The following is a 25,379-nucleotide window of genomic DNA, read 5'->3' on the forward strand; positions in this document are numbered from 1 at the left end:
TCGATATCGTGATCCAGAATGACAAAACGCCCGCAGAGCGAGCGTTTTGTTTCATATCCGTAATTAAGCGTGAGGATTATTCTTCGGTTTCCTCATCACCCTGATCGGCGATCCGGGCGACGCTGACGACCTCTTCGCCCTTGCCGGTGTTGAACACTTTGACCCCGCCGGCGCTGCGCGAGCGGAAAGAGATGCCGTCGACCGGAACCCGGATCGACTGTCCCTTGGAGGTGGCCAGCATGATCTGATCGTCGATTTCGACCGGGAACGAGGCCACCAGCGGGCCTCCCCGCATCGCCTTGTCCATCGCCATCACGCCCATGCCACCACGGCCGCGAACCGGATAGTCATGCGACGAGCTGAGCTTGCCGGACCCCTTGGCCGTGATGGTCAGGATCAGGTTCTCGGCCGCCGACATCTCGGCATAGCGTTCCTGCGGCAGGATGCTGTCGGCATTGCCGCCATCCTCGTCGGCGTCGGTGTCGTCGGTCACGCCGGCCATCAGGCGGCGCATTTTCAGATAGGCGGCGCGCTCGTCCGGGGTGGCCTCGAAATGACGGATCACCGACATCGAGACCACGCGGTCGCCCGCGTTCAGTCGGATGCCCCGCACGCCGGTCGATTTGCGCCCCTTGAACACCCGCACGTCTGTTGTGGAGAAACGGATCGCCCGGCCGGAATTGGTGACCAGCATCACATCGTCATCGTCCGAGCAGATGCGCGCGTTGACCAGTTCCACGCCCTCGGGCAGGTCCATCGCGATCTTGCCGTTGCGCTTGACGTTAGTGAAGTCGCTCAGCGCGTTGCGACGCACGTCTCCGGCGCTGGTGGCGAAGACGATCTGAAGGTTTTCCCATTCTTCATCCGGCACATCGACCGGCATGATCGCCGCAATGGAAACGCCGGTGGGAATCGGCAGGATGTTGACGATTGCCTTACCCTTGCCGGTGCGCCCCGACTGGGGCAGGCGCCAGGTCTTGAGCTTGTAGACCATCCCGTCGGTGGTGAAGAACAGAAGCTGGGTGTGCGTATTGGCCACGAAGAGGGTGGTGACCACGTCCTCTTCCTTGGTCTGCATGCCCGACAGCCCCTTGCCACCCCGCTTTTGCGCGCGGAAATCGGCAAGCGGCGTGCGCTTGATATAGCCGCCCGAAGTCACGGTCACGACCATGTCTTCGCGCTCGATCAGGTCCTCGTCTTCCATGTCGCCCGACCAGTCGACGATCTCGGTGCGGCGCGGTACCGCGAATTGTTCGCGGACGCTGCGCAGTTCATCAGCGATGATGCCCATTATGCGTTCGCGCGAGGACAGGATATCCAGGTATTCCTTGATCTTTGCGGCCAGGTCTTCCAGCTCGTCCGTGACCTCTTTGACGCCCAGTTGCGTCAGGCGTTGCAGGCGCAGGTCAAGGATGGCGCGGGCCTGAACCTCGGTCAGGTTATAGGTCCCGTCGTCGTTCATCTTGGACAGCGGATCGTCGATCAGGCGCAGATAGTCCGCGATGTCGGCGGCCGGCCAGCGCCGGGTCATCAGCTTTTCGCGTGCCTCGGCCGCGTCGGCCGAAGACCGGATCGTGGCCACGACCTCGTCAACGTTCGATACCGCCACGGCCAGACCGCACAGGATATGGCTGCGTTCCCGCGCCTTGCGCAGGTCAAAGGCGGTGCGGCGGGCAACGACATCTTCGCGGAAATCGATGAAGCTGGTCAGGAAACGGCGCAGGGTCAGCTGCTCGGGGCGGCCGCCGTTCAGCGCCAGCATGTTGCAGCCGAACGAGGTTTGCATAGGCGTGAACCGGTACAGCTGGTTCAGCACCACCTCGGGCGTTGCGTCGCGTTTCAGCTCGACCACCACCCGTACGCCGTTGCGGTCGGATTCGTCCTGAACATGGCTGACGCCTTCGATGCGCTTTTCGCGCACGGCTTCGGCGATCTTCTCGATCATCGAAGCCTTGTTCACCTGATAGGGGATCTCATCCACGATGATGGCATAGCGATCCTTGCGCAGCTCTTCAACGCGGGTCTTGGCGCGGATGATTACGCTGCCGCGGCCTTCCAGATAGGCCTTGCGCGCGCCGGATCGGCCCAGCATCACGCCGCCGGTCGGGAAATCGGGGCCGGGAACGTATTCGATCAGTTGCTCGGACGTCAGGTCCGGGTCGTCGATCAGGGCCAGCGTCGCGTTAACCACTTCGCCCAGGTTGTGCGGCGGGATGTTGGTGGCCATGCCCACGGCGATACCGCCGGCGCCGTTGACCAGCATGTTGGGGAAACGGGCGGGAAGGACAGTCGGTTCCTTGTCCTTGCCGTCGTAGTTGTCCTGGAAATCGACCGTCTCTTTCTCGATATCCGCCAGCAGGGCTGCGGCGGGCTTGTCCATCCGCACTTCGGTGTAACGCATGGCCGCCGGATTGTCGCCGTCCATCGAGCCGAAGTTGCCTTGACCATCCAGCAGCGGCAGCGACATCGAGAAATCCTGCGCCATCCGCACCAGCGCATCATAGATCGCGCTGTCGCCGTGGGGGTGATACTTACCCATCACGTCACCCACCGGACGGGCCGATTTGCGATAGGCCTTGTCATGGGTATTTCCGGTCTCGTGCATCGCATAGAGGATGCGCCGATGCACCGGTTTCAAACCGTCGCGCAGATCGGGGATCGCGCGGCTGACGATGACCGACATCGCATAGTCCAGATAGGACGTGCGCATCTCGGATTCGATCGAGACCGTCGGGCCGTCATAGACAGGGCGCTCGGGCGGGGTTTCATCCATGTTTTCGGGGATTTCTGGCGTATCGCTCACGTAAACTGCCCGTATTTTGTGCTGGGTCTATATCTTGTGGATGCACCTTATCAGACCCGGCACATAAGGTGCAAGCAAGCAGCGCTCCCCAAGGTTCGAATCCTCGGTAACACCCAAGTAACATATTGTTATCTAAGTATTAGGGGGTTTTCGTGCTAGCCTGAGAATACCGTGCAACAAACCGGAGGTCTGCATGAAGACAAGTGAAACCGAATTGATGCTCAAGGGCTATGGCCTGACAACGGCCGAATTTTTCTATCACATGCCCGATTACGTCCACGTCCTGAATACCTTCATCTGGCAGGAATATGACCTTGCGCCGGATCATCCGAAACTCTTCGAATTCATCGAGTTTTGGCAACGAGAAATAGAAGGGCCGCTGCATTCCGTGAAATTCACGCACCGCAAGATGATCGCACCGGGCGAGTGGCGCAACATGGTTGGTGAGTTTCGCGTGAACTGAGTGATTGGCCAGGTCCGCCTGTGCGTCGGAATTCCTGTTCTCATTTGAGGCAAGTCGCGTATGGTGACTGCCAATCTAATGGCGTCACAGGAAAAAACAATGATCAGAGCCGTTCTCTTTGTTGCAGCGCTTTGCATGAGCAGCCCCGTTTTTGCCGAGGGTGTTCTGGACAAGATCAAGAAAGGTGCCGAGAGCGTCGGGAAGACGATCGACAAAGGTGCCGAAGCGGTTGACGATACGATCACGTCCACTTCGGAGCTGCTGTCCAACGAGGCAACACCTGAAGAAACGCGCGCAAAGCTTGACGCGATGGCAGGCGAGATTTTGGATCAGCTTCTGGCGGAAAACCCCGATGCGCGGCCACTTTATGACGTCAGTGCCGGGTATGCGGTGTTCGACTCCCGTAAGGTTACGGTATCCCCTGTGTCGGCGGGCTATGGCCGGGGCGTGGCGGTGTCGAAAGACACCGGGCAACACACATATATGAACATGGGAACGGGCGGCGTTGGCGGCGCCATCGGCATCGGTGGTTTCGAGACCAAATTCGTAATCCTGTTCGAAACCCCCGCTGATCTGGATAAGTTCATAAACCAGGGCTATGACGCGACCGCAGAAACGGGGGCCATGTATGGCGAGGATAAAACGGGCGAAACCCTGCGTTTCACTGATGGACGCTCGTTCTTTGTTCTCAACAAAAAGGGCTGGCGCGTATCGGCCGGCGCGTCCGGCACCAAGTTCTGGAAATCGCCCGAGCTGAACTGATCAGCCAGAACAGCTGGCCCCGCCCAAAACGCAGAATTTGGCGCAATGAGGGTGGTTCAGATGCACGTCCGCCTCGGCCTGGGCCAGGGTATGACCCATCTCGAACTCGGGTTCATAGGGCAGCAGGGTACAGGCCAGGACAGCAGGTTTTTCGGCCCCCTTGCGTTTGACCACCATACGGGCGCTGGCGCACATGACGTCGTTGGGGGATTTGTCAAGAATTCCCCAGCACGCGGTGGTGATTTCTGGAACCTCGACAGTTTCGTCCATTTCGGGAAACAGAACGGTCTGAGCCGGGTTCTGCGGGTCAATGTCAAATCTGTGCCTGGCAAAGAACCTGGCATAGCCCGCACGGCTTTCCGCGTCTGACTCCCCCCAGACCGTACGCCCGGCGATGGCCATGTTGAAACCGTGGTCGCGCAACCATTCCATACCGGCCAGGGTTTTGTCGAAACTGCCGTCACCGCGTTCTTCGTCATGCAGGGCCGGGCGGAAGTGATCGACCGAAACGCGCAGAGTCAACATGTGGTTGAATTCCTTTTGCAATCCCAGCAACCCGTCGCGCACTTTGCGGCGCATCATCGGCGCCATTGCGTTGGTCAGAATCAGAACCTTGTACCCTCGTTCCAGCGCGGCGCGTGTCATGTCGATCATGTCCGGGTTCATGAACGGCTCACCGCCCGTGAACCCGATCTCGTGCACGGGCCAGTTGCGAGCTTCGATCTGATCAAAGTAGTTCCGGACCTCGTCAGCGGTGATGTAAACCAAAGCGTCATTGGTCGGGCTGCTGGCGATATAGCAATTCACGCATTCGATATTGCACAAAGTGCCCGTATTGAACCAAAGGGTCTCGGGCCGTGTCAGGGAAACCTTTGCGCGGGTCTGGCCGTCAGCTGTCACCGATTTGTTTTGAAACTTGCCAATATTGGCGAGCTGTGGGGCGTTGTCTTTCATTCCCGCATCCGGTTCTTAAAGGTCATCAATCCGATCTAGCCCTTTGTCGCGGATTTGGTAAGGGTGACGCAGCGGTTCTGACAGAGTTTTGAAGAGAGTGATTTGTTGCCGTATGGTTGCGCTAACATTGGACATGCCGGAAGGGGCGGGGTAAGGACAATTCATGGTTTCACGCGTCATACCTGTTGATCCCTTTGATCTGATCATTTTCGGCGGCACCGGCGATCTGGCGCAGCGCAAGATTCTGCCCGCGCTTTACCGTCGGTTTTGCGCCGGGCAATGGCATGAGGATGCCAGGATTATCGCAGCAGCGCGTGCGGGCCATTCCGCAGAAGATTTCCGGCAGATGGTCGCAGAATCGCTGCACCGTCATGCTGCGGTCCGCGCTTCGGAGTCCCAGAGAGTGTCCCGTTTTCTACAGCGGGTCGATTATGTCCCGCTGGATGCAGTATCAGCCGAAGGATGGGACCTGCTGGGTGAAAAACTGTCGCCTAACCGCGTGCGCGCGTTCTATTTCTCGGTCGGCCCAAGCCTGTTCGGCCCTTTGGCCGAGCGGGTCCGGGCCTATGATCTGGCGACCGAAGATACGCGCATCGTGGTGGAAAAACCGTTCGGGCATGATCTGGGCAGCGCGCGAGAGCTGAATGCCACACTGGCTGCGCATTTTGATGAAAGCCAGATCTACCGAATCGATCATTACCTGGGCAAGGAAACCGTCCAGAACCTGATGGCCGTACGGTTTGGCAATATGCTGTTCGAACCGCTGTGGAACAGCCAGTATGTCGACCATATCCAGATCACCGTTGCCGAAACCGTCGGTATCGATGGGCGCGAAGAATACTATGAACGCGCCGGCGCGATGCGGGACATGGTGCAAAATCACCTGATGCAGCTGCTGTGCCTGATTGCGATGGAACCCCCGGCAAAGTTCGATCCGGACGCGGTGCGAGATGAAAAGCTCAAGGTGATCCGGGCGCTTGATCCGGTGGAGCCGCATCACATCGTGCGCGGCCAGTTTTCGGCAGGGCCGGACGGGGCGGGATACCGCGAATGTGTCGGCAACCCACGCTCGACCACTGAAAGCTATGTGGCGCTGAAGGCGCATGTCAGCAATTGGCGATGGGCAGGCACGCCGTTTTATCTGCGTACGGGCAAACGGCTGGTGGCGCGTTCGTCGATTATCAATGTGATGTTCAAGGACGCGCCGCATTCGATTTTCGGGGAAGAGGCCGGGCGTCACGCCAATGCGCTATCGATCCGGTTGCAACCCAACGAGGGGATCACGCTGAAAGTGACGATCAAGGAACCGGGGCCAGGCGGGATGCGGCTGATCGACGTGCCATTGGACATGAGTTTCGCCGAAGCGCTGGGGCCCGAGAATCAAGACCCGCCAGATGCTTACGAGCGCCTCGTCATGGACGTGATACGGGGCAACCAGACGCTGTTCATGCGTGGGGACGAGGTCGAGGCCGCATGGGCCTGGACTGATCCGATCATCGCCGGATGGCTGGCGCGTGGGGACGTGCCCAAACCTTATGACAGCGGCAGCACCGGACCGGGCGACGCCGAGCTGCTGATGAAACGCGATGGTCGCCGCTGGCAAGGAATAAAGCCATGAACATTCAGGAATATGCCGATCGGGAAATGCTTGCCATCGATGTGGCAAACGCGTTGGCGGGTGAGCTTGAGACCGCTTTGTTGCACAACGACACGGTTGCGTTGGCTGTCCCCGGCGGGACAACACCGGGGCCGATTTTTGACAGTCTGTGCGCCGCTGATCTCGAGTGGGACCGCGTGCGCGTTCTGCCTACGGATGAGCGCTGCGTACCGGTTGATCACGAACGTTCGAACGAACGGCTGATCCGGGAGAGACTGCTGACCAACCGGGCATCCGTGGCGCAGTACATTCCACTCTATGTACCGGGCGCTGAGCCTGAAGCGGCTTTGCCAGAGGTTGAATCGCTGATCGCGCCGGTACTGCCATTGTCGGTTCTGGTCCTCGGGATGGGCGAAGACATGCACACGGCCTCATTGTTCCCCGGAATGGACGGGCTGGATAAGGCCCTCGACAGCCAGGCGCCGACCCTGATCGTTGCCCGGACCGATGTTCAGCCAGAGCCCCGGATTTCTTTGACGGCCCCTGTTCTGGACGGGGCTTTGTCGAAACACTTGGTCATCTACGGGCAGGCAAAACGAGACGTTTTGGAAAAGGCCATGTCGATGCCGCCGGAAGAAGCACCGATCGCCGCCGTTCTCAGTGGCATGACGGTTCATTGGGCGGAGTGAGGCAATGCAGTTGAATGCTTTGAAGGCGCTTGCAGCGGCTGACCGCCGTATCGTCGATTTGTTCGCAGAGGATGCAACCCGGGCCCGGTCGTTTTCAGCCTCAACCGGGGATATGCTGTTCGATTATTCGAAAACGCAGATCGATGAAGACGTGCGCGCGGCGCTGCTGCAATTGTGCGAAGATGCCGGGCTAGCGACGCGGCGCGACGCCATGTTTGCCGGGAAAAAGATCAACGAAACCGAAGGGCGCGCGGTGCTGCACACCGCCCTGCGCAACCTGGATGGCGGGCCCGTCGAGGTGGACGGTCAGGATGTCATGCCCGGGGTTCTGGACACGCTGCAACGGATGCGTGTCTTTGCCGAGGAGGTGCGTGGCGGCGCTATTGCAGGGGCAGGGGGCAGTTTTACCGACGTGGTCAATATCGGCATCGGGGGATCCGACCTTGGCCCGGTGATGGCCACGCACGCACTGGCCCCCTATCACGATGGTCCGCGGGTGCACTACGTCTCGAACGTGGATGGGGCCCATATCGCTGATACGTTGCGCCAGCTGGACCCGACACGGACGCTGGTGATTGTCGCGTCGAAGACATTCACCACGATCGAAACGATGACCAATGCGCGCACGGCCCGCGCCTGGATGTCCGAAGGCGGAGGTGATCCGTCCCGCCAGTTTGCCGCCGTATCCAGCGCGCTGGACAAGACGCAGGCCTTCGGCATTCCCGAGGCTCATGTTTTTGGTTTCGCCGATTGGGTGGGCGGGCGCTATTCGGTCTGGGGGCCGGTCGGATTGCCGGTCATGATTGCCGTCGGTTCGAATGCATTTGATGCGTTTCTGCGGGGCGGGCAGGCGATGGATCTGCATTTCCGCTCGGCGGATTGGGTTGAAAACATGCCTGTGATGCTGGCGCTCGTCGGTATATGGCACCGTCAGGTTCTGGGTTGCACCAGCCGGGCCGTGCTGCCCTATGATCAGCGTCTGTTGCGTCTGCCCGCATATCTCCAGCAGTTGGAAATGGAATCGAACGGCAAATCCGTAGCGATGGACGGATCTTCGCTGGCCGTCCCTTCGGGGCCGGTGGTCTGGGGTGAGCCGGGCACCAACGGTCAGCATGCATTTTATCAGCTGATCCATCAGGGCACGGATGTCATTCCCTGCGAATTCATGGTCGCCGCCGAAGGGCACGAACCCGAGTTGACCCACCATCACCGCCTGCTTTTGGCCAACTGTCTGGCCCAGTCAGAGGCTTTGATGCGTGGTCGCTCTTTGGATGAAGCCCGTGAGCGTATGGCGGAGAAAGGCCTTGATGGCGACGAACTTGATCGGCAGGCGCGACACCGGGTGTTCCCGGGCAACCGCCCCTCTACAACGCTGATGTATCCGAAACTCACACCGTTCGTTCTGGGGCAGATTATCGCGCTGTACGAGCATCGCGTGTTTGTCGAAGGCGTTCTGCTTGGCATCAATTCCTTTGATCAGTGGGGGGTGGAGTTGGGCAAAGAGCTTGCCAACTCGCTTGGTCCTGTCGTGGAAGGTGTTGCGAGCGCTGAAGGTAAAGACGGATCAACAGCCGCATTGGTCGCCTATGCGCTGAAACACCGAAACTAAGAGCGAAAAAATGCCGCCCACGGCCGTGTTGGGCTGCATTCTTTTATTGTCAGACAATTAAATGATTGGCAGGGTTCTTCCGTAGGAAACGACTGTATTGACGCGTCGGGTCACACCTCAAGCCGTCAATGCAAGATGGATAAGGCAGAGGCCATCCAAGGTCTCGCCAAGGACGGGAGGATGTTCATGCTAGGACAGATGATGACGCAGCCCCTGCTGGTTTCGTCGCTGATCGATCACGCAGAGCGCTGTCACGGCCAGACCGAGATTGTCTCGGTCGAAACGGACGGAACGGTCACTGAAACCAACTGGTCCGAGATTGCCGTGAATGCCCGACGAATGGCGTCGGCCTTGACGAATCTGGGGCTGGAACCGCAGGACAGGATCGGGACACTGGCCTGGAACAATCGGCGGCATCTTGAGATCTATTTTGCCACCTCCGGTGCGGGCTTTGTCTGTCATACGGTCAATCCCCGCCTGTTCCCCGAGCAGCTGACCTTTATCATCAACCATGCCCAGGACAGGGTGTTGTTCTTTGATGCGACGTTCATTCCGCTGGTCGCCGCGCTGCATGACGCTTTGACCGAGGTGCAGCATTTTGTCCTCATGGGGCCTCGCAATAAAGAGGCTGCGGCTCAGATTCCCGGCCTGAAATTCTATGACGAGTTGCTGGAGACCGGGGATGCAGGTTTCCAATGGCCCGATCTGGATGAAAAGACGGCCTGCGGTCTGTGCTATACGTCGGGAACCACGGGCAATCCGAAGGGCGTGTTGTATTCCCATCGGTCAACACTGCTGCACAGTTTCGCATCGAACACACGAGATGTGATCGGGTATTCAGCGATGGATGTTGTCATGCCGGTTGTGCCGATGTTCCACGTCAACGCCTGGGGGTCGCCCTACGCCTGTGCCATGTCCGGATCGCGGCTTGTGTTGCCTGGACCGGATTTACATGGTGAAGCGCTGGTCAACCTGATCGATACCTATGGCGTGACATTGGCCATGGGCGTGCCGACCATCTGGCAAGGCTTGCTGGCCCATGCCGCGGCATGCGGAACCGAACTCAAAAGCCTTGAACGCACGGTTATTGGCGGCGCCGCGTGCCCTCCGTCGATGATCGAAACCTTCCGCGAAACCTATGGCGTTGACACGGTCCACGCCTGGGGCATGAGCGAGATGAGCCCGCTGGGCACGACGAATTATCCATTGGCCAAACACCTGAAGCTGCCACCGGAAGAACAGCACAAGATCCGCCTGAGCCAGGGAAGACCACCCTTTGGGGTTGAGTTGAAAATCGTGGACGAAGATGGGAATGATCTGCCGCATGACGGCGAAACCCAGGGCGATTTGATGGTGCGGGGTCACTGGGTTCTGGACAGCTACTTCCAGTTGCAGGATCAGGATCTGTTGCAGGATGGCTGGTTCGCCACCGGAGATGTGGCCACTTTGGACCCGGATGGCTACATGACCATTCGCGACAGATCCAAGGACATCATCAAATCCGGTGGGGAATGGATCAGTTCGGTCGAGCTTGAGAACATCGCCGTGGCCCACCCCCAGCTTGCGACGGCCGCCGTGGTCGGTGTTCCGCATCCGAAATGGGATGAACGCCCCTTGCTGGTTGCTGTCAAAGCCGATGGTGAAAATCCCGGCGAAGAGGATTTGCTTGCCTTTTTCGAAGGCAAAATCGCCAAGTGGCAGATCCCGGACAAGGTTGTCTTTGTCGACGCATTGCCGCTGAGCGCGACCGGAAAGGTATTGAAACGCAAGCTTCGGGCCGAGTTCGGCGACGCCCTGACAGGGTAGGTCTGCTGCGTTTTGGGGAATTGGCTCCGGCGGTAGGGATCGAACCTACGACCAATTGATTAACAGTCAACTGCTCTACCGCTGAGCTACGCCGGAACGGTTCGCGCCGTATAGCAATCCGGTTTCCAGACGTCCAGAGGGTGCGTGTGTTTTTCGACGAAAAAACCGGCATAAATCGATGTGTTTTCTGACGGTAATGCAGGTCTGAACGAAGGGGGATTTTGGCTCCGGCGGTAGGGATCGAACCTACGACCAATTGATTAACAGTCAACTGCTCTACCGCTGAGCTACGCCGGAACGGTTCGCGCCGTATAGCAATCCGGTTTCCAGACGTCCAGAGGGTGCGTGTGTTTTTCGACGAAAAAACCGGCATAAATCGATGTGTTTTCTGACGGTAATGCAGGTCTGAACGAAGGGGGATTTTGGCTCCGGCGGTAGGGATCGAACCTACGACCAATTGATTAACAGTCAACTGCTCTACCGCTGAGCTACGCCGGAACTGAGGCGCATATAGCAACCCCGATTCCGGACGTCCAGTGGTTAAGTACGAGAACCATCAAAAAATTTTGCTGTTTTAGCGAAGCCGCCGAAAAACAGATGAAACTGACAGTGGGCCAATGGGCGTCACTCTGTTTTTTCCAGTCAGATCAACGAGGTGAGCGAAAACGTTGCGCTCGGCTGCGGGCAGCAATGCCGCTGGCGTATCCGTATAGATGCGGCCAGCCAGATCCCGCGCTGTCCCGTCTTCTTCTTCCAATGCGCTCAGAATCTGGGCCTCGCGGGTCTGGCGATGTGCAATCAGCCAGTCCAAACGTTGGGCAGGGCTGGTGATCGGTGCGCCATGGCCTGCATGGAAAACCGACCAGTCGCGCGCGCGCAGCCGATGGCAGGCAGTCATGAAGTCGGTCAGATCACCATCCGGAGGGGACACCAACGAGCTGGCCCACCCCATGACATGATCCGCCGTGAAACAGATGTTCTGCCAGGCCAGAGCAATGTGGTTGCCCAGATGGCCCGGTGTGTGAATGACCTCAAGCTGCCACCCGTCGCCATTGATGGTCTCACTATCCGCAACTTCGACATCAGGGCGAAACGTGGTGTCGATGCCTTCGCCGCCGCCGGTCAGCCCCTGCGCGGCAAGATCGGTCATGACGGCGCTGCGCCCCGCCTCGGGCCCGCCATAAGCATAAATCGTCGCCCCTGTGCGCGCCGCCAGCGGAGCCGCCAGGGGTGAATGGTCCACATGCGTATGTGTGACAATGATATGGCTGATCCTTTGACCCGGCGCCAAGGAATCCAGAATTGCGCCCAGATGTGCCTCGCTTGCGGGGCCTGGATCGATGACGGCAATGTCGCGTTCACCCAGCAGATACGTGTTGGTGCCACGATAGGTCATCGGAGAGGGATTCGGGGCCAGAATACGCCGCAAACCCGGATGCAGTTCCTCTGGCTGGCCGACGGGCGGATCGAAATCATCTGGTGCCTGCATTCTGTGCTCTTTCTCTTGTCCGGTCAGCCCGTTAGGTTTAGCGCATGTCTTCGCACTGGCTCAAACCTTATATGCCTCGCAGTCTTTACGCCCGGGCAGCGCTGATCCTGGTTTTACCTGTGATCGTGCTGTTGCTGGTCGTGGGAATCGCGTTCCTTCAAAAGCATCTTGAGGATGTCACCGGCCAGATGACACGCGCGGCATCCCGCGAGGTGATGCTGATTTCGACAATGATCGAGGACGCGGAAACGCAACAACAGGCGCTGGCGTCGATTCGTCCCGATTTGCAGGCCCTTGAGATGAAGGCCAAGTTTCTGGGCGTCAACGAACAGCCTGAGATTGGCGCGCGGCGATGGTACGATTTCATCGCCCCGCAGGTCGAATCCGAACTGTATGCCAGGTTGCCCAATCTTGCCGCCGTGGCGTTACCCAGCAGCAAAGAGGCGCGGGTTTATCTGAATACGCATCTGGGAGTGCTGCAATTGACGTTCGATCGGCGCAGGTTGTCGCCCGCGGCCCCGCATCAATTGATCGTCACTATGGTGTTCTTTGCAGTCATCATGACGACGATCTCGTTTCTTTACATGCGGAATCAATTGCGTCCCATTACGCGCCTCGCTGATGCGGCGCAGGCATTCGGGCGGGGGCGAATCGTTCCGTATTCACCCGGTGGAGCCATCGAGGTTCGTGCGGCGGGAAATGCGTTTCTGGATATGCGGTCCCGTATCGAACGCCAGATCGAGCAACGGACGTTGATGCTGTCGGGTGTCAGCCACGATCTGCGCACCCCGTTGACGCGCCTGAAGCTTGGACTGTCGATGTTGCCGGAAGACGAGGCCGCACCGTTGCAAAAGGATGTCACGGAAATGCAGTCCTTGCTGGATGCGTTTCTGGACTTTTCGCGTGGGGCTGCCGAGGGATCGGCAGAAGAGGTCCAACCGGATGAATTTCTCCGCCAGATTGTGGATGATGCAAAACGGGCCGGTCATCAGGCAGAGCTGATCGCGGTCGAGGGGCAGGGGACGGTCATGATACGCCCCATGGCTGTACGCCGGGCGGTGGAAAACCTGATTGGAAATGCCATGCGCTATGGCAGCCGGGCCGAGCTCAGCCTGTTTCTGAACGCGAAATCGATGCGCATCCGTGTTGAGGATGACGGCCCCGGTATACCTGCGGACCAACGTACAGAGGCGGTAAAGCCTTTCACGCGGCTCGACCCGGCTCGCAATCAGAATCAGGGCAGTGGCGTTGGCCTTGGTCTTGCGATTGTGGCGGATGTCGCGCGCGCGCATGGTGGAGCTTTGCGCCTGTCGAAAAGCGAACGTCTCGGAGGGCTCTGCGCAGACATAATAATCGGGCGATAGACCCCCTGTTATGTCTGCGCTTGGGGTTCAATTTTGTTAATTTGTCTGGCCATGGCATCCTGTCCCCATAGTTTTTTGCTTTTTTGGGGGCGCACAGGATGGGTATCGCAGGATTCGTGAAATTGGCCGAAAAGGGGTTTGTCGGGTGCGCGACACTTGCGGCCTTGCTGCCTCTTTGGCAGTGGTATGACGAAACCGATGAAAGGCGGGTGGAACGTTTGACCGGTTTTATCGGGGCAGGCGATACATGTCTGAAATGGTTGCGGTCCGACCTGATCGAATCGTTGGCATCCGAGTTGTGGCATGCGTCGCAGCAGGACGTGGTGGATGGCGACGAGGATCTGGCACCTCTTCCGGTTCAGGTGCGTGCCAATATGGCGATATTTTGCGCTGAAATGCTGGACTATTTGCAGAATGACTTCGGCAAGTTCGACGAGCCTCTCGCCTATGATTATTACATGATGATCATGGATGCGTCGTTCTGGGTCGATCCTGATGAATTCGAGACCTATTTGGAGGCGGTGCATCAAGATCCGAGCCTGTCCGGCAGTCACGAGGATTACAGCTTTGGTGGGCGCGACGGCTATTCCTATGAATGGCAAGTAACCCAAGAGGAGCTCGACGCCTATTTTGGGTTCGAAGATTCGGACGGATGAGCCAGCGCATCAACGTCCAGACGGCAACAACCCACCTGGATGTCTCGGCGAAATGGTAGGCCCGGAGGGACTCGAACCCCCAACCAAAGCGTTATGAGCGCTCTGCTCTAACCAATTGAGCTACAGGCCCGCCTAGGCGCTTGGGTATCACGGTGAACGGCCGCGTCAAGCCTGACCGTTGCAACAAACGCCACAATCGACTAACCCGCCCGCAAAGCTTTCTTGAGGGACCGGACATGACAGCGGGTAAAAACGGAATCACCTATGCCGATGCAGGTGTGGATATCGACGCGGGCAACGCCCTGGTCGATCGGATCAAACCCGCCGCCAAGCGGACCAACCGCCCCGGTGTGATGAGCGGCCTGGGTGGATTTGGCGCGCTGTTCGATCTGAAGGCTGCCGGGTACCAGGACCCGATTCTGGTCGGTGCGACGGATGGCGTGGGCACCAAGCTGCGGATTGCGATTGATACCGGCGTCGTGGACGGGGTCGGCGTCGATCTGGTGGCCATGTGCGTGAATGACCTGATCTGTCAGGGGGCCGAGCCGCTGTTCTTCCTCGATTATTTCGCGACCGGCAGGCTGGATACCGATACGGCGGCGCGGATCATCGAAGGGATTGCCGAAGGATGTGCGCAGTCTGGCTGTGCCCTGATCGGTGGTGAAACCGCCGAGATGCCGGGAATGTATCCTGATGGCGATTTTGATCTGGCCGGGTTTGCGGTCGGTGCGATGGAACGCGGCGCAGATCTGCCTGCGGGCGTTCAAGCCGGTGACGTCCTTTTGGGTCTGGCCTCGAACGGGGTGCATTCCAACGGTTATTCGCTTGTGCGCAAGCTGGTCGAACTGTCCGGTCTGGGCTGGGATTCGCCGTCGCCCTTTGGAGAGGGCAATCTGGGTGAGGCACTTCTGACGCCCACACGCCTTTACGTAAAACCGGCTTTGGCTGCGGTTCGCGCAGGTGGTGTGCATGCGCTGGCGCATATCACCGGCGGTGGGTTGACCGAAAATCTTCCCCGCGTGCTGCCCCAAGGGATGGGGGCCCGGATCGATCTGGACAGTTGGCAACTGCCCCCTGTCTTCGGCTGGATGGCGAAGACCGGCAGTATCGTTGAGGCGGAAATGCTCAAGACCTTCAATTGCGGTATCGGCCTTATTGTCGTGTGCGCCGCGGAAAAGGCGGATGAGCTGTCGGCCCTGCTGGCGGATGCCGGTGAAACCGTCGCTCGGATCGGTGCCGTCACGGAAACGCCCGGCGTTGCCTATTCGGGCAAACTGCTGTGAGCCAGAAGCGCGTCGCGATCCTGATCTCCGGGGGCGGGTCGAACATGGTGTCGCTTGTTGACAGCATGACCAAAGATCATCCGGCGCGGCCCTGTTTGGTGTTGTCCAATGATGCGCAGGCAGGCGGGCTGAAAAAAGCTGCGGACCGTGGCATTCCGACCGCAGTGGTTGATCATCGCCCTTTCAAGGGGGACCGCAGCGCCTTTGAAGCCGAGCTTTTGAAGCCCCTGCAAGAGGCGCACCCCGACATTGTCTGTCTGGCCGGCTTTATGCGGGTTCTGACAGCGGATTTCGTGTCTCGGTTTCAAGGCCGGATGCTGAATATCCACCCTTCATTATTGCCAAAATACAAAGGGTTACACACCCATGCCCGCGCGATTCAAGCCAGAGATTCCGAACACGGCTGCTCGGTGCATGAGGTGACGGCGGCACTGGATGATGGCCCGATTCTGGGTCAGGCACGGGTCCCGATCAAAGCCGATGATACACCGGAATCGCTGGCTGCGCGGGTGCTGGTGTGGGAGCATAAACTCTACCCCGAAGTGCTGCGGCGCTTTGCAGAAGGCAACAGGTCGCCCGTCCTGTTGCCGTGAAGGCTCTGTGGGTGATTTACACCCGTGTAATAATCGGCCTATGGTCGTCGACGACGCTCGGGACGAGGACAAAAACGGGCAGGCACAAAAACAAGAGCGATACTAGTACGGCGCATGAAAACCCTGACGACGACGCAAGAGCTGGCCGATTTCTGCAAGGCCGCCGAAGGCTATCCCTATATCACGGTCGACACCGAATTTCTGCGTGAGCGGACGTACTACTCCAAGCTGTGTCTGGTGCAATTGGCTGTCCCGTCCGAGGATGAAGACAGCGCGGTTCTGGTCGATCCGCTTGGCGATGGCTTGTCGCTTGACCCGCTTTACGATCTTTTCCGGAATGAAAGCGTGGTCAAGGTGTTCCATGCCGCCCGCCAGGATCTTGAGATCTTCTGGGTCGAAGCCGGTGTGTTCCCCAAACCGCTGTTCGACACACAGGTCGCAGCGATGGTGTGTGGCTTTGGCGAACAGGTTGGCTATGAAACTCTGGTTCGGAAAATCTGCAAGCAGGGCGTCGACAAGACCTCTCGGTTCACCGACTGGTCCCGGCGCCCGCTGACCGATGCTCAGAAAAACTATGCTCTTGCGGATGTGACCCATTTGCGCGGGATCTACGAGCGTCTGGCCGCAGAACTTGAAAAGACGCAGCGCAGCCACTGGGTTGCCGAAGAATTGCGGACGCTGACACAGCCTGCCACATATGACATCCGCCCCGAAGACGCATGGAAGCGGGTGAAAACGCGCACGAACTCGGCCAAGTTTCTGGCTGTGGTGCGTGAATTGGCGCAGTTTCGCGAATCCTATGCGCAGGAAAACAACGTGCCCCGGAACCGCGTATTCAAAGACGACGCGCTGATCGAGCTGGCATCGACCAAACCCAAAACACATTCGGATTTGGGCGGATCCCGCCTGTTGCTGCGCGAAGCCCGCAAAGGGGCGGTCGCCGAAGGTATTCTGGCAGCGGTCAAGCGCGGCGTGAATTGCCCGCCCGACAAATTGCCCAAGGTCGACACTTCGCGCGACAAGCTCAAGGTCAATCCGGCGCTGGCTGACCTGCTAAGGGTTCTGCTGAAGTCCAAAACCGAAAGTTCAGGTGTGGCGGCGAAATTGATCGCCACAAGCTCGGACCTGGATCAGATTGCAGCCGGCGAGCGGGATGTTCCAGCCTTGTCGGGATGGCGGTTCGAAGTCTTTGGCGAGGATGCTCTCAAGCTGTGCGAGGGAAAGATTGCCCTGGCGGCCAAAGGACAGTCGGTCAAGGTCGTGTCCCTGTAACGGCGCTTACCGGCGCCGTGATTCCAGTGCGTTCTGTTGTCCGACCACGCGGATCAGCCGAATACCTTCCAGTTCCTGTTTCGAGATATTGATGGCGTCCGATACCATCCGAGTACGTTCCGACCCTTGCGGCGTCTCATAGCTGGGGTAGTTCACACGGAACACAAATTCCAAAGTTCCGTTCTTCTGGTTTTCTTCCTTTTCAACAGGAACCAGACGCGCGTTGAATGCCCCCTGCCGGACAGCCGTGCCAGACGCATAGATGATCGCGCCAGAGGGGGTCGGGTCAATGCGCAATTCGTCGATCTGACCAATTGGAATGCTGGTGTCTTCAGCATCGGGGCGGGAAAACAGGCCGGTTCCTCCGCCTTGCTTCGGAACCAATGCGTCGGCGGCATTTGGGTCGGGCGGTGTTTCGGCTTCGACAGATCTGCTGGATCCGAACCAGTTTGACGGGTTCACCCGAGAGTCACGCCAGCTGCTGCATGCAGTCAGGGTCAGCGTGGCGATGATGAGAACGGACAGAGATTTTTGCATGGACCCACAGACTTTCACACGAGTTCAGGCAATGGGTTAGCGCAATTTCTTCGCGTTGAAAAGCCACCGCGGGGGCTGGACAGTGGCGGGTCACCGGCTTAGGTCACAATTGTGAATGCAAACAAAGGACCACCGCATCATGGCCACGCCCGCCTTTGAAGAGATTGTCGAGGATTTCGAGTTTCTCGAGGATTGGGAAGACCGGTATCGCCATGTCATCGAGCAGGGCAAGGCGATGGAGCCGTTGGACGACGCATTCAAGGTTCCGGCGACAAAAGTCCATGGATGCGCCAGCCAGGTCTGGCTGCATCCGATGATTGAATCCGGCGTCTTCAAGTTCGATGGTGACAGCGATGCACTGATCGTGCGCGGCCTGATCGCTGTTCTTCGGTCCTTGTACAACGGTTTGCCCGTGGCCGAAGTTCCCAAAGTCGATGCGGGGGCTGAACTGGCACGCCTTGGGCTGAACGACCACCTGTCCGCTCAGCGCTCGAACGGCCTGCGGTCGATGATCGAACGCATCCGGCAGGTCGCACAGGAAAACGCCTGATCTCATCTTGGGCGGTTTGCCCAGTCCGACAGCGTGTTTTCCAGATCGCCGTAACCGGTGAACCGGCGTTCGAATTCAAGCCCCATCCGGTCTGCGCATTCGCGCGCGCGTTCCGTCAGCTCTGGGCTGTCGATCTGGGCCTGATAGACAAGTTTGGTGTAATTGCCGAAATACATGTCACGCAGTTCCGGGTGGCGGTCCAGGCCCAGTGGTTTCCAGACAAAGGCGTCGAATTGCCGGGCCAGGAAATCTGTCAGATAGAACGCGGTTGTTTCGTCTTCTCCGCGGTCCTGAAAAGCCTGATTTCCTTCGAAGAAGGAATAGCAATGGGGCCCCTTCACCATTTCGACCCCAAGCTTTTCGCAGGCGGCCTGAAGCAGGCCCCCTGTGCCGCAATCGGCGTAAACGATGTAGATCTTGTCATAATTGCGCTGATGCTTGGCCACGGCGTCTTCCACAGCCTGGGTGATCCGTTCCGGGTGAACGTGCAGGATCGCAGGCAGGCAGGTCAAAGCCATGTGATCCCAGCCATTCCGTGTTTTGATGTCCAGTATTTCGCGCGCAAGAGCGCCGCAGGCAATCAACAGGATGCTTCCCTTGCCCGTATCCTCATAGCCCTTCGTGGTCAGGGCTGCATCATCTGGCAGGGATTCGTTTGACGTCACTTGGCATCCTCCGGGGCTGCTGCCATAGGAGGATGATTGAGGCCGTTGGGCAAGCCCCGATCCGACATCTCATGTCAGGCCGCCGACGCATGCGCTTCGAACGCGGTCAGCAGCGGCCGGGCCAGCGGGCCGTACGCGGCAACACCGTTCAGCGACAGTTCCGGAAACAGCGACAGGATTTCTTGCCGTGCGGCAGACCCGAGACTGTCCCAGATTTGCGCGCCGGGATGAAAGCTCTCGCTCAGGCAATCTTCGGCCCAGAGCAGCTCATGCCGGTCGAACAGCAAGTGGATGTAGGTCACCAGCCCTCCGGGCCGCAGTATGATGTCGGACCCGTTCACGAGATGTTTGGCAGGCGCCAGGGCTTCGCAATGTCCGGTGTACAGCTCGAGACGCCAATCCCCAATCAGCATGCGGTGCTGTTGCGACACCAGAATGTCGCGCGTGTTTCCGATGACGCCTGCTTTGAAGAGAATTGGCGCATGCGGACCCGTTGCCTTGACGGTTCGCCGCCCCATCCAACGCAGGGGTTGCAGCCCATGATCATGGGTTTCAATCCGGTCGCCGACGGACAGGGTTTCAATCGGTCGCACGCCTTGCTCGGTGCGGATCATCGTTCCGGGGGTAAAGCAGGGCACCAGATCCCAATCTTCACGGCGGGATGTCAGGCCTGAATACCGGTTTCCGGCAAGGCTGTTGAGAGTGATCGAGCGGACAGGGCCAGCCTCCAAGGCGGACTGGTCCAAATTGTCCGAGAATTCCGGCATCAGATAGGTGTTGCCATCCACATCCTGCGCCACAACTGCGGAAATCCTGGCAGTTGATCCGTCAAAATAGGTGATCGTGGCGTTGTAGACCGAAGTGCCATCGAATGTCTGAGGCGGTCCGCCATTGATCGAAAGCCGATCATTGGCCGACATGTTGTTCATGTTGTAGTACGAACCCGGATTGCCGACCGGGCTCCAGGTGACGCTGTTATGAGCCAGCGGATCGTCGGACCCGCCAAAGGTTTTTCCCACAAGCACCGAAGCGTTTTCAGCTGTGTTGTTGCCTTCGAAACTGTCGATATCGGCAAGTTTGCCGAGCGAGATGGCTGTGAACGTAGTCGGCACGAGACCCCCTGGGAATGTGGATGCCTCGTTCTTTTAGACCTGCTTTGGTTTAGAATTGGATAATCCGGATTTTCCGGTGACAAAGCGCTTCGGAATCGAAAAGACCGCCCGGATCGGACGGCCTTTCAATCAGTATTATTCGGGTCTTAGCCAGCCAGTTGATTGTGCTTGCGGCCCACGAATTCCTTGGCGGTTTCCACTGCAACAGCTGCGTCACGGCAATAGGCATCCGCGCCGATGGCTTTGCCGAACTCTTCATTCAGGGGCGCGCCGCCGACCAGAACGATGTAGTCGTCGCGGACGCCCTGTTCGACCATCGTGTCGATGACCACTTTCATGTAAGGCATCGTAGTGGTCAGTAGGGCCGACATACCCAGAATGTCGGGTTGTTCGTTTTCCAGCGCTTCCAGGTAGTTTTCGACCGGGTTGTTGATGCCCAGATCGACAACTTCGAAGCCAGCGCCTTCCATCATCATCGAAACAAGGTTCTTGCCGATGTCGTGGATGTCGCCCTTCACGGTGCCGATGACCATCTTGCCGACGCGCGGTGCACCGGTTTCGGCCAACAGCGGCTTGAGAATGGACATGCCGCCCTTCATGGCGTTTGCGGCCAGCAGAACCTCGGGGACAAACAGGATGCCGTCGCGGAAGTCATGGCCCACGATGGTCATACCGCCAACCAGAGCCTTGGTCAGGATGTCATAAGGCGTCCATCCGCGTTCCAGCAGGATATTGGTGGCTTCTTCGATCTCTTCCTTCAGGCCGTCATAGAGATCGTCGAACATCTGCTCGACCAGTTCGTCGTCATTCAATTCGGACAGGACGATGTCTTCTTCGTCGGACATGGGGTATTCCCTGTGCTGGGCGGGCCATCGGCCCGTGGTGGCATTTTTTCCGTTTTGGCCAAAACGTCGCATCGTGACTGTGACGATTGCGACGTCGGTCGTTTCGGGACCGACCTATAGGGCAAAAAATGGGGGGGCTCGATAGAAAAGTCTGCAAGATCATCCTGCGGAGATTTCATCTCGCTTCAATCCATCTGTGATTTGGCGGGGCTTGCGCCAAATTGGCGACAAGCCTATGTTTGCGTTAGAACAAAAAGAGAACAGAATGACATGAGTATCGCGCGGACGATCAAGGCAAGAGGAACAACGACGAACGAAGCTGGTCGGTTTGAATGCTTTGCCACCACGGCCACCGAAGACGGGTGGGACATTGAGGAAGAATTGCCGCCGCTGCGAACCGAGACACGTGAAGAGGTTGCGCGCAGCGCTATTACTTACAACCGATCCCCCGACTTGCCCTTCGATCGGTCGATCAACCCGTACCGGGGATGTGAACATGGTTGCGTTTACTGTTTTGCGCGGCCCAGCCACGCGTATCTTGGGCTATCGGCAGGATTGGATTTCGAAACCCGCCTGATCGCTCGACCCAACATGGGGCGTGTTCTGCGCAAGGAATTGTCCGCCAGATCCTACAAAGTCGCGCCGATTGCAATTGGTACGAATACGGACCCGTATCAGCCGATTGAGAAAAAGCACATGATTACAAGGTCATGCCTTGAGGTTTTGAGCGAGTTCAACCACCCGGTCGCGATCGTCACCAAGGGTACCCTGATAGAGCGGGATCTGGAGTTGCTTGCCGACATGGCAGGCCGGGGGCTGGTGCGGGTTGGTGTTTCGCTGACCACGTTGGATGCGGAATTGTCCCGCCGAATGGAACCACGGGCGCCGTCGCCCCTTCGTCGGTTGCGCGTGATCCGAACGCTGACGGAAGCGGGCGTTCCGGTGCGTGTCATGACGTCACCCATCGTGCCGGGGCTGACGGATCATGAACTGGAAAGCCTTCTGGAGGCCGGGAAAGAGGCTGGAGCGGATGCCGCAAGCTGGATCATGTTGCGCCTGCCGCGCGAAGTATCGCAGCTTTGGCAGGGCTGGCTAGCCGATCATGAGCCATCGCGGTCGGAAAAGGTCATGTCCAAACTGCGGGAAATGCATGGGGGTCGGGACTACGATCCGCGTTGGGGACACAGAATGCGGGGCGAGGGTGAGTATGCCGGGATTATCGCTCAAAGGTTCTTGAAGACCTGCAAACGTCTGGGGCTGTCCATAAAAACGGCCCCGTTGCGTTGCGATTTGTTTGTGGTGCCGCCGCAGCCCGGCGATCAGCTGAGCCTGTTCTGAGGTCATGCGCCCCGGCTTGTTCGGTGCTGTCTTGTGCTGGAAAACACCGGGTCTTCGCGCTCTCATTGCTTCAGCCCAAACAAAAAGACCCCGGCAGTACCGGGGCCTTCGAAACAGATTGCCGTAAGGCGCGTATCAGCGATTTTCGATATCCACGTAATCGCGCAGCGTTTCGCCCAGGTACAGCTGACGCGGGCGGCCGATCTTGTTTTGCGGATCGGCGATCATCTCTTTCCACTGGCTTACCCAACCAACAGTGCGTGACAGGGCGAAGATCGGCGTGAACATCGAGGTCGGGAAACCCATCGCTTCGAGGATGATGCCCGAATAGAAGTCGACATTCGGGAACAACTTCTTTTCGGCGAAATACGGGTCTTCCAGCGCTTCGCGTTCCAGTTCCTTGGCGACCTGCAGTTTTGGGTTGTTTTCAATGCCTAGCAGATCCAGAACCTCGTCTGCCGATTGCTTCATCACTTTGGCGCGCGGGTCGAAGTTCTTGTAGACGCGGTGGCCAAAGCCCATCAGGCGGAACGGATCGTCTTTGTCCTTGGCCCGGGCGATGTATTCGGGAATGCGATCGACGGTGCCGATCTCTTCCAGCATTTCCAGGCAGGCTTGGTTTGCGCCACCGTGGGCAGGGCCCCAGAGGCAAGCAACACCGGCTGCGATACAGGCAAACGGGTTCGCACCTGAAGATGAGGCCAGACGCACGGTAGATGTCGAGGCGTTTTGCTCATGATCCGCGTGCAGGGTCAAAATCCGGTCCATCGCTCGGCTAAGGATCGGGTTGACCTCATATTCCTCGGCAGGAACGCTGAAACACATGCGCAGGAAGTTCGACGCATAGTCCAGATCGTTGCGCGGATACACGAAAGGCTGACCGGTGTGGTACTTATAGGCCCATGCAGCAATAGTCGGCATCTTGGCGATCAGACGATGCGATGCGATTTCACGCTGCTGCGGGTCCGAGATATCCGTTGAATCGTGATAGAAGGCCGACATCGCGCCGACAACGCCGACCATAATGGCCATTGGGTGCGCGTCGCGGCGGAAACCGCGATAGAAATACTGCATCTGCTCGTGCAGCATGGTGTGGCGTGTGATCGTGGTCTCGAATTTCTCAAGATCCTTTGCCGCCGGCAGTTCTCCGTACAGCAGAAGATAGCAGACTTCGAGGAAATGCGATTTCTCGGCCAGTTGGTCGATCGGATAGCCGCGGTGCAGCAGTTCGCCTTTTTCGCCGTCGATATAGGTGATGGTGCTGTCGCAGCTTGCGGTCGAAGTGAACCCAGGATCGTAGGTGAAGACGCCGGCCTGACCATAAAGCTTGCGGATATCAATGACATCCGGACCAGCAGTCGGAGAATGAACAGGCAACTCATACTCTTTGCCGTGAACGGTCAGAGTGGCTGTTTTGTTGCTATCAGTCATGGTTGTCCCTTCTTCATTCATGCGCACGCCAGAGATACCTCCGGTGATACGGGCAATGACTGCGCGTGGACGCGCAGTCCGGGTGTTAGCGGAGCAGCGTTACCCGTTTATGAAGCTTGGGTTATTTCGCTGCTTCAGAAAGCCGCGCCAGGGTTTCTTCCCTTCCCAGCACAAGCATCATGTCAAAAACCGAAGGCGTAACGGCCCGACCTGCCAGGGCGGCCCTCAGCGGACCGGCCAGCTTGCCGAACTTGAGCTTCTTTGACTCGGCAAAGGAATTCAGTGCCTCCTCCAGTTCGTTCCGCGACCAGCTAGCATTTTGCAGATGCGGCGTCAATTCCGTCAGTATACCATCGGATACAGTTGCCAATGCCTTTGCTGCCTTTTCATCCGGAACGATAGGGCGGCTTGTCAATGCAAAATGAGCCTTTTCAAGCAGTTCCGGGAAGGTGCGCGCCCGGTCCTTGAGGCAATACATCGCACGTTCCAGATCACTGGATTGTGTTTCAGTAAGGGGCGTAAGGTCTGCTGCGGCCAGATACGCCTCGATCTCTTGCCGCAGCGCAGCATCGTCCGAGATTGCGATATGCTGTCCACACAGGTTTTCAAGCTTCTTCAGATCAAACCGCGCAGGGCTTTTGCCGACCCCGTCCAGATCGAACCATTCCTTTGCCTGCGCGTCCGTGAAAAACTCATCGTCGCCATGACTCCAGCCTAGCCGGGCAAGGTAATTGCGCATCCCGGCTGCGGGATAGCCCATGGCCTGATATTCCTGCGCTCCAAGAGCACCATGGCGCTTGGACAGCTTCTTGCCGTCCGGCCCGTGAATCAGCGGGATATGCGCCCAGACCGGAACGTCCCAGCCCATGGCTTCGTAGATCATCATTTGCCGCGCGGCGTTGTTGAGGTGATCGTCGCCGCGGATGACATGGGTGACACCCATGTCGTGATCGTCGACAACGACTGCCAGCATGTAGACGGGTGTTCCGTCCGAGCGCAGAAGAATCATGTCGTCCAACTGGTCATTGCGGATGCTCACATCGCCCTGAACCTGATCGTGGATCACGGTCACCCCGTCCTGAGGCGCCTTGATGCGTATGGCAAAAGGTGCATCCGGATGCGTCGCAGGATCGGCGTCACGCCATGGGCTGCGGAACAGAGTTGATTTCCCTTCGCTGCGCGCCTGATCCCGGAAAGCCGCGATTTCTTCCTGGGTCGAGAAACACTTGTAGGCTTTGCCCTCGGCCAGCAACTGATGCGCGACCTCGGCGTGACGGGCGGCCCCTTCGAACTGGCTGATCACATCGCCGTCGTGATCAAGGCCAAGCCAGGCCATGCCCTGAAGGATCGCGGCGGTCGCCTCGGGTGTCGAACGTTCGCGATCGGTGTCTTCGATCCGCAGCAGGAATTTGCCGCCCCGACCACGCGCATACAGCCAATTGAACAATGCAGTGCGCGCGCCGCCTATATGCAGGAAACCGGTGGGCGAGGGGGCAAAACGAGTGACGACCTGTTCAGTCATGGTGAGGATTAACCTTTTGGTAACCGTATCTGGCATAGT

22 protein-coding genes and 4 tRNA genes are annotated in these 25,379 nt (G+C 58.4%); 13 read left to right on the top strand and 13 right to left on the bottom strand.

Translation table 11 applies throughout. The annotated features are described in order from the left end of the window. Positions 1 to 76: 76 nt before the first annotated feature. A complete protein-coding gene (gyrA, locus tag GS611_RS03310; protein ID WP_171632161.1) occupies positions 77 to 2,803 on the bottom strand; it encodes a DNA gyrase subunit A in 2,727 nt (908 codons plus the stop codon). Positions 2,804 to 2,996: 193 nt separating this feature from the next. Between gyrA and GS611_RS03315 the strand changes: the two genes are divergently transcribed. Then, positions 2,997 to 3,266, top strand: coding sequence for an usg protein (locus tag GS611_RS03315; RefSeq protein ID WP_152458119.1), 270 nt, complete (start codon positions 2,997 to 2,999; stop codon positions 3,264 to 3,266). 99 nt (positions 3,267 to 3,365) lie between these two features. Further along, on the top strand, positions 3,366 to 4,028 hold the full coding sequence (locus tag GS611_RS03320) for a hypothetical protein (protein ID WP_171632163.1): 663 nt from the start codon (positions 3,366 to 3,368) through the stop codon (positions 4,026 to 4,028). On the opposite strand, the gene GS611_RS03325 is transcribed toward GS611_RS03320, so the two are convergent. Further along, positions 4,029 to 4,982: a radical SAM protein gene (locus GS611_RS03325; protein ID WP_171632166.1), complete on the bottom strand. Its 954-nt coding sequence runs from the start codon at positions 4,980 to 4,982 to the stop codon at positions 4,029 to 4,031. It abuts the gene before it with no gap. A gap of 163 nt (positions 4,983 to 5,145) precedes the next feature. On the opposite strand from GS611_RS03325, the gene zwf reads away from it, so the two are divergent. The 4 genes from zwf to GS611_RS03345 all read left to right on the top strand — a co-directional run bounded on the left by zwf (position 5,146) and on the right by GS611_RS03345 (position 10,683). Next, complete coding sequence (gene zwf / locus GS611_RS03330; RefSeq protein ID WP_171632169.1) at positions 5,146 to 6,600, top strand: glucose-6-phosphate dehydrogenase; 1,455 nt, start codon at positions 5,146 to 5,148, stop codon at positions 6,598 to 6,600. Then, positions 6,597 to 7,268 carry a 6-phosphogluconolactonase gene (pgl, locus tag GS611_RS03335; protein ID WP_171632171.1) on the top strand — a complete coding sequence of 224 codons (672 nt, stop codon included), beginning with the start codon at positions 6,597 to 6,599 and terminating at the stop codon, positions 7,266 to 7,268. The genes zwf and pgl overlap by 4 nt, the downstream gene beginning before the upstream one ends. A 4-nt stretch (positions 7,269 to 7,272) precedes the next feature. Continuing rightward, the gene (pgi, locus tag GS611_RS03340) at positions 7,273 to 8,877 is read left to right on the top strand and encodes a glucose-6-phosphate isomerase (RefSeq protein ID WP_171632173.1); all 1,605 of its coding nucleotides are present in this window, start codon (positions 7,273 to 7,275) and stop codon (positions 8,875 to 8,877) included. A gap of 186 nt (positions 8,878 to 9,063) precedes the next feature. Next, complete coding sequence (locus GS611_RS03345) at positions 9,064 to 10,683, top strand: long-chain-fatty-acid--CoA ligase (protein ID WP_171632176.1); 1,620 nt, start codon at positions 9,064 to 9,066, stop codon at positions 10,681 to 10,683. Positions 10,684 to 10,704: 21 nt separating this feature from the next. On the opposite strand, the gene GS611_RS03350 is transcribed toward GS611_RS03345, so the two are convergent. The 4 genes from GS611_RS03350 to GS611_RS03365 form a co-directional block, all read right to left on the bottom strand. Beyond that, a tRNA-Asn gene (locus GS611_RS03350) sits at positions 10,705 to 10,779 on the bottom strand. Between the two features lie 126 nt (positions 10,780 to 10,905). Beyond that, positions 10,906 to 10,980: transfer RNA gene (locus GS611_RS03355), tRNA-Asn, on the bottom strand. 126 nt (positions 10,981 to 11,106) lie between these two features. Further along, a tRNA-Asn gene (locus tag GS611_RS03360) sits at positions 11,107 to 11,181 on the bottom strand. A 76-nt stretch (positions 11,182 to 11,257) separates the two neighbouring features. Next, positions 11,258 to 12,172 carry an MBL fold metallo-hydrolase gene (locus GS611_RS03365; protein ID WP_171632178.1) on the bottom strand — a complete coding sequence of 305 codons (915 nt, stop codon included), beginning with the start codon at positions 12,170 to 12,172 and terminating at the stop codon, positions 11,258 to 11,260. Between the two features lie 44 nt (positions 12,173 to 12,216). Here GS611_RS03365 and GS611_RS03370 point away from each other — a divergent pair, with 44 nt between their 5' ends. Both GS611_RS03370 and GS611_RS03375 read left to right on the top strand, forming a co-directional pair. Then, the gene (locus GS611_RS03370; protein WP_171632181.1) at positions 12,217 to 13,536 is read left to right on the top strand and encodes an ATP-binding protein; all 1,320 of its coding nucleotides are present in this window, start codon (positions 12,217 to 12,219) and stop codon (positions 13,534 to 13,536) included. Between the two features lie 98 nt (positions 13,537 to 13,634). Next, on the top strand, positions 13,635 to 14,192 hold the full coding sequence (locus GS611_RS03375) for a hypothetical protein (protein ID WP_171632184.1): 558 nt from the start codon (positions 13,635 to 13,637) through the stop codon (positions 14,190 to 14,192). Positions 14,193 to 14,245: 53 nt separating this feature from the next. Here GS611_RS03375 and GS611_RS03380 read toward each other — a convergent pair. Continuing rightward, positions 14,246 to 14,322 (bottom strand) — tRNA-Ile (locus GS611_RS03380). Positions 14,323 to 14,428: 106 nt separating this feature from the next. On the opposite strand from GS611_RS03380, the gene purM reads away from it, so the two are divergent. From purM to rnd, 3 genes are all read left to right on the top strand, one after another. Beyond that, complete coding sequence (purM, locus tag GS611_RS03385; protein WP_171632187.1) at positions 14,429 to 15,475, top strand: phosphoribosylformylglycinamidine cyclo-ligase; 1,047 nt, start codon at positions 14,429 to 14,431, stop codon at positions 15,473 to 15,475. Beyond that, the gene (purN, locus tag GS611_RS03390; RefSeq protein WP_171632189.1) at positions 15,472 to 16,068 is read left to right on the top strand and encodes a phosphoribosylglycinamide formyltransferase; all 597 of its coding nucleotides are present in this window, start codon (positions 15,472 to 15,474) and stop codon (positions 16,066 to 16,068) included. Before purM ends, purN begins: the two co-directional genes overlap by 4 nt. A gap of 114 nt (positions 16,069 to 16,182) precedes the next feature. Further along, entirely contained in the window at positions 16,183 to 17,340 is a 1,158-nt protein-coding gene (gene rnd / locus GS611_RS03395) for a ribonuclease D (protein ID WP_171632192.1), read from the top strand. A 6-nt stretch (positions 17,341 to 17,346) separates the two neighbouring features. On the opposite strand, the gene GS611_RS03400 is transcribed toward rnd, so the two are convergent. Continuing rightward, on the bottom strand, positions 17,347 to 17,877 hold the full coding sequence (locus GS611_RS03400; RefSeq protein ID WP_171632194.1) for a hypothetical protein: 531 nt from the start codon (positions 17,875 to 17,877) through the stop codon (positions 17,347 to 17,349). Between the two features lie 139 nt (positions 17,878 to 18,016). Between GS611_RS03400 and GS611_RS03405 the strand changes: the two genes are divergently transcribed. Beyond that, on the top strand, positions 18,017 to 18,427 hold the full coding sequence (locus GS611_RS03405; RefSeq protein WP_117868838.1) for a SufE family protein: 411 nt from the start codon (positions 18,017 to 18,019) through the stop codon (positions 18,425 to 18,427). Positions 18,428 to 18,429: 2 nt separating this feature from the next. Here the strand turns inward: GS611_RS03405 and GS611_RS03410 are convergent, their stop codons facing one another. The 3 genes from GS611_RS03410 to GS611_RS03420 all read right to left on the bottom strand — a co-directional run bounded on the left by GS611_RS03410 (position 18,430) and on the right by GS611_RS03420 (position 21,049). Further along, entirely contained in the window at positions 18,430 to 19,092 is a 663-nt protein-coding gene (locus GS611_RS03410; protein ID WP_371732219.1) for a DUF1638 domain-containing protein, read from the bottom strand. Between the two features lie 74 nt (positions 19,093 to 19,166). Next, entirely contained in the window at positions 19,167 to 20,204 is a 1,038-nt protein-coding gene (locus GS611_RS21090) for a Hint domain-containing protein (protein WP_171632196.1), read from the bottom strand. Between the two features lie 146 nt (positions 20,205 to 20,350). Continuing rightward, positions 20,351 to 21,049: a B12-binding domain-containing protein gene (locus GS611_RS03420; RefSeq protein WP_171632198.1), complete on the bottom strand. Its 699-nt coding sequence runs from the start codon at positions 21,047 to 21,049 to the stop codon at positions 20,351 to 20,353. Positions 21,050 to 21,319: 270 nt separating this feature from the next. Between GS611_RS03420 and GS611_RS03425 the strand changes: the two genes are divergently transcribed. Continuing rightward, positions 21,320 to 22,387, top strand: a complete 1,068-nt coding sequence (locus GS611_RS03425; RefSeq protein ID WP_171632200.1) for a PA0069 family radical SAM protein — start codon at positions 21,320 to 21,322, stop codon at positions 22,385 to 22,387. A gap of 135 nt (positions 22,388 to 22,522) precedes the next feature. On the opposite strand, the gene gltA is transcribed toward GS611_RS03425, so the two are convergent. Together gltA and gltX are read right to left on the bottom strand one after the other, a co-directional pair. Then, on the bottom strand, positions 22,523 to 23,818 hold the full coding sequence (gene gltA / locus GS611_RS03430; RefSeq protein WP_171632203.1) for a citrate synthase: 1,296 nt from the start codon (positions 23,816 to 23,818) through the stop codon (positions 22,523 to 22,525). 121 nt (positions 23,819 to 23,939) lie between these two features. Further along, positions 23,940 to 25,340 carry a glutamate--tRNA ligase gene (gene gltX, locus GS611_RS03435; protein ID WP_171632205.1) on the bottom strand — a complete coding sequence of 467 codons (1,401 nt, stop codon included), beginning with the start codon at positions 25,338 to 25,340 and terminating at the stop codon, positions 23,940 to 23,942. Positions 25,341 to 25,379: the final 39 nt, after the last annotated feature.

The sequence above is a fragment of the Ruegeria sp. HKCCD6119 genome (assembly GCF_013110585.1).
Classification (GTDB): domain Bacteria; phylum Pseudomonadota; class Alphaproteobacteria; order Rhodobacterales; family Rhodobacteraceae; genus Ruegeria.

Coding starts and splice junctions, on each gene's coding strand:
- GS611_RS03315 (WP_152458119.1), top strand. CDS start 2,997: ATGAAGACAAGTGAAACCGAATTGATGCTCAAGGGCTATGGCCTGACA.
- GS611_RS03320 (WP_171632163.1), top strand. CDS start 3,366: ATGATCAGAGCCGTTCTCTTTGTTGCAGCGCTTTGCATGAGCAGCCCC.
- GS611_RS03325 (WP_171632166.1), bottom strand. CDS start 4,982: ATGAAAGACAACGCCCCACAGCTCGCCAATATTGGCAAGTTTCAAAAC.
- zwf (WP_171632169.1), top strand. CDS start 5,146: ATGGTTTCACGCGTCATACCTGTTGATCCCTTTGATCTGATCATTTTC.
- pgl (WP_171632171.1), top strand. CDS start 6,597: ATGAACATTCAGGAATATGCCGATCGGGAAATGCTTGCCATCGATGTG.
- pgi (WP_171632173.1), top strand. CDS start 7,273: ATGCAGTTGAATGCTTTGAAGGCGCTTGCAGCGGCTGACCGCCGTATC.
- GS611_RS03345 (WP_171632176.1), top strand. CDS start 9,064: ATGCTAGGACAGATGATGACGCAGCCCCTGCTGGTTTCGTCGCTGATC.
- GS611_RS03365 (WP_171632178.1), bottom strand. CDS start 12,172: ATGCAGGCACCAGATGATTTCGATCCGCCCGTCGGCCAGCCAGAGGAA.
- GS611_RS03370 (WP_171632181.1), top strand. CDS start 12,217: ATGTCTTCGCACTGGCTCAAACCTTATATGCCTCGCAGTCTTTACGCC.
- GS611_RS03375 (WP_171632184.1), top strand. CDS start 13,635: ATGGGTATCGCAGGATTCGTGAAATTGGCCGAAAAGGGGTTTGTCGGG.
- purM (WP_171632187.1), top strand. CDS start 14,429: ATGACAGCGGGTAAAAACGGAATCACCTATGCCGATGCAGGTGTGGAT.
- rnd (WP_171632192.1), top strand. CDS start 16,183: ATGAAAACCCTGACGACGACGCAAGAGCTGGCCGATTTCTGCAAGGCC.
- GS611_RS03400 (WP_171632194.1), bottom strand. CDS start 17,877: ATGCAAAAATCTCTGTCCGTTCTCATCATCGCCACGCTGACCCTGACT.
- GS611_RS03405 (WP_117868838.1), top strand. CDS start 18,017: ATGGCCACGCCCGCCTTTGAAGAGATTGTCGAGGATTTCGAGTTTCTC.
- GS611_RS03420 (WP_171632198.1), bottom strand. CDS start 21,049: ATGTCCGACGAAGAAGACATCGTCCTGTCCGAATTGAATGACGACGAA.
- GS611_RS03425 (WP_171632200.1), top strand. CDS start 21,320: ATGAGTATCGCGCGGACGATCAAGGCAAGAGGAACAACGACGAACGAA.
- gltA (WP_171632203.1), bottom strand. CDS start 23,818: ATGACTGATAGCAACAAAACAGCCACTCTGACCGTTCACGGCAAAGAG.
- gltX (WP_171632205.1), bottom strand. CDS start 25,340: ATGACTGAACAGGTCGTCACTCGTTTTGCCCCCTCGCCCACCGGTTTC.